The 3,350-nt window shown below is 42.6% G+C and carries 3 protein-coding genes; 1 reads left to right on the forward strand and 2 read right to left on the reverse strand.

The genetic code is table 11. The features are described from left to right. Nucleotides 1-53: 53 nt before the first annotated feature. Together rpmB and uvrB are read right to left on the reverse strand one after the other, a co-directional pair. Complete coding sequence (gene rpmB, locus K6D58_RS05215; RefSeq protein WP_296828332.1) at nt 54-275, reverse strand: 50S ribosomal protein L28; 222 nt, start codon at nt 273-275, stop codon at nt 54-56. A gap of 87 nt (nt 276-362) precedes the next feature. Continuing rightward, nucleotides 363-2,360 (reverse strand): excinuclease ABC subunit UvrB, encoded by a 1,998-nt coding sequence (uvrB, locus tag K6D58_RS05220; RefSeq protein ID WP_296828333.1) that lies wholly within the window; start codon nt 2,358-2,360, stop codon nt 363-365. A gap of 81 nt (nt 2,361-2,441) precedes the next feature. On the opposite strand from uvrB, the gene K6D58_RS05225 reads away from it, so the two are divergent. Further along, a partial coding sequence (locus K6D58_RS05225) for a hypothetical protein (RefSeq protein WP_296828334.1) occupies nt 2,442-3,350 on the forward strand: 909 nt, incomplete at its 3' end.

Genomic DNA, 3,350 nt, shown 5'->3' on the forward strand with positions numbered 1-3,350 from the left:
ATAAAAAAAACCGCCCTTTAACATAGAGCGGTCTTTCAAAAGCAGTAGTCTGCTTATTTTGCTTCTGCAGCTGGCTTTGGAACAGAAACTTTCTTTGTAATAAAGTCGCTTCTGAGACACTGTGTGCAGATCTTAAGTGTCATACTTGTTCCGCCGATTACAGTCTTTACTTTTACAAGATTTGGCTTCCACTGGCGGCGTGTGTGGTTGTATGACTTACTAACTTTGTTTCCGTGAATCGGGTGCTTTCCGCAAATATCACAAGTTCTTGACATTTTGTTACCTACCTAAAAGAATTCAATAAGTTAGAGGAGTTTATATAAATTCTTCCTTTTAGTCAATGGCGACAGGCCTAAAAGGGCTTATTTACCGTAAGTCTTTTCAATATCAAGAATCTGGTCCCTTATGACTGCTGCCTGCTCGTAATCAAGCCTTTCTGCACAGTCCTCCATTTCCTTCCTGAGGGCTGTAAGAAGCTTTTTCCTCTGGGCCGGAACAAAAAGATTTGCGCTTTTCTTAAGAACCTCAAGATTTACCTGGGCATTTTCTTCTGCATTTTCCTTTTCGTGAACAAGAATATCTTCAACAGCCTTTTTAATTGTCTTAGGGGTAATTCCATGTTCCTTATTGTATGCTTCCTGAATTGATCGACGCCTTTTAGTTTCGTCAATGGCTTCCTTCATGGCGTCACTCATTCTGTCGGCATACATTACAACCATACCTTCCGCATTACGGGCAGCACGACCTATAATCTGAATAAGTGAAGTGGTACTTCTTAAAAATCCGATTTTATCAGCGTCCAGCAGGGCAATAAAACTTACTTCCGGCAGGTCAATTCCTTCCCTAAGCAGGTTAATGCCTATAAGAACGTCAATTTCTCCCGTACGAAGGGACTTAAGAATCTCAACACGCTCAAAGGTATCGATTTCCGAGTGAATGTACTTACACTTAATTCCCAGTTCCGTAAGATAATCCGTAAGGTCCTCTGCCATTTTTTTAGTAAGGGTAAGAAGCAGGGAACGCTCTCCCTTTTTAATCCGGGCAGTAACTTCAGTATAAATATCCTGCATCTGACCTTCACTTGGACGAACTTCCACAATCGGATCAAGAAGACCTGTAGGACGAATAAGCTGTTCTACAATCTGGGTAGACTGCTTTATTTCTTCCTTACGGGGCGTTGCCGTTACATAAATAACCTGATTCATCTTTGCAGTAAACTCATCTGCCTTAAGGGGTCTGTTATCCAGGGCACTTGGCAGACGGAATCCAAAGTCTATCAGGTTCTGCTTACGGCTCCTGTCCCCTTCGTACATGGCTCCTATCTGAGGAACCGTAACATGGGCTTCGTCTATCAGGCACAAAAAGTCATCCGGAAAGTAATGCAGCAAGGTTGCAGGAGGATCCCCATGCTTTCTGTTTGCAATAGGGGCAGAGTAGTTTTCAATTCCGGAACAGTAGCCCATTTCCTTCATCATCTCTATGTCGTATGTAGTGCGGGTCTTAAGACGCTCAGCCTCCAGCATCTTACCCTGACTCCTTAATTCCTCCAGCCTCATTTCAAGCTCGGCATTTATACGCTCTGTAGCTTGCTGCAGCATTGCTTCAGGAACAACAAAGTGCTTGGCAGGGTAGAGGTAAAGTTCATCCAGCTCTTCTATGGCAGTACCATTAAGCACGTCAAAGCGCCTGATTCGGGAAACCTCGTCAAAGTCCAGTTCAATTCTGTAAGCCTGGTCTGTTTCCATGTAAGGAGGGAATACTTCTATGGTGTCTCCCTTTATGCGGAAATTTCCCCTTTCAAGAACAGCATCATTCCTCTGATACTGAACTCCAATAAGCTTCTGGGCCAGTTTGTGGGCATCAAGTTCATCCCCTAAACTCACATGAGTACGCATTTCTTTATACAGATCCGGCATACCCAGACCATAAATACAGCTGACAGTGGCAACGATTATAACATCCCGCCTTTCCATCAGGGCATAGGTAGCAGCCAGCCTTAAGGAATCTATCTCCTTGTTTATGGCAGCATCTTTTTCTATGTAAAGATCCCTTGCCGGAACATAAGCTTCTGGCTGATAGTAGTCATAGTAACTTACAAAGTACTCAACGGCATTTTCCGGAAAAAATGTCTTAAATTCCCTGTAGAGCTGGGCACTTAAAGTCTTGTTGTGGCTGATAATAAGGGTAGGGCGCTGCACCTCTTCGATTATTTTTGCCATGGTGAATGTCTTACCTGAACCTGTTACACCCTTTAAGGTCTGATATTTGTCACCCCTTTTAAAACCTTCTGCCAGTTTACGTATAGCTTCCGGCTGGTCTCCCGAAGGCTCGTATGGTGAATGAACTTTAAACTGCCTCATAAAAATATCTCCGAAGAATGAATAAATGCCCGGCTTTACCCTGAATCTTTATTTTTATAAAAATAATGCTATTATTATACCATGAATCGACCTGCTAAAAAACTACTCCTCACCATGCTGCTTTTTCTGGCAGGATTCTCATCTTTTTCCGCAGACCTGGCATTTTATTTATCCCCCCGCTATTCCTTCAGAAACTCCACCTCAAAAGAAAGCCTTTATTACGGGGGAACTTTTGGAAGCGACCCCAGTCAATTGGCCAGCCTCCTTGTCTGGAACGAAAAGGCAGTAATGACTTACGGTCTTGATCTTAAAGCTGAATTAACAGCCAGCCCTAAAACTGCCTTTATTTTTTCAGCCCTGGCAGATTTTACAATTCCCTATAATTCCGCCTGGATGTCTGATTCCGACTGGACCACTTCCGGAATAAAGTTTAACTATTCAAAATTTGACTGCACTATTGCCAATGATTCCCTTTCTGACCGCTTAAAAAACTTTTCCTTCAGGACAAGCTTTGCCTGTAAAAAAAGCCTGGGAACCTTTATTGACTTAATACCTGGCACAGGCTTTTTTTATTCATCAGCTTACTATAAGGCAAAAAACGGTTACGGCTGGTACGGTTCCTCTTCCTGGACAAGTGACGGTAAAACCCATGAGTGGAATTCTTCTTATTCCCATTATTTTCCCGACGGCAAATACCACCTTGCAGGAATCAATTATTACGTAAGAACCGCTGCCTTTTTTACAGGCCTTACCCTGCAAAAAAATATAGGCCCCTTTTATACAATTCATGCAGGCTTTAACCTTTACCCCTTTACCTTTGTCCTTGCAAAAGACCGTCATTTAGGCTCCAAAGACTATTATGACTTTGCAGATTATCTTTATAATTATTTCAAAAGCTGGGATTTCTCCGCAGGAATATCCGCCAGACTCTCATCTTCCTTAAGCTTAAACCTTAACTTTAATTATTACACCTTCCTTAACACCAGGGCA

Origin of the sequence: Treponema sp., assembly GCF_024696245.1 — a bacterium.
Taxonomy (GTDB): Bacteria; Spirochaetota; Spirochaetia; order Treponematales; family Treponemataceae; genus Treponema_D.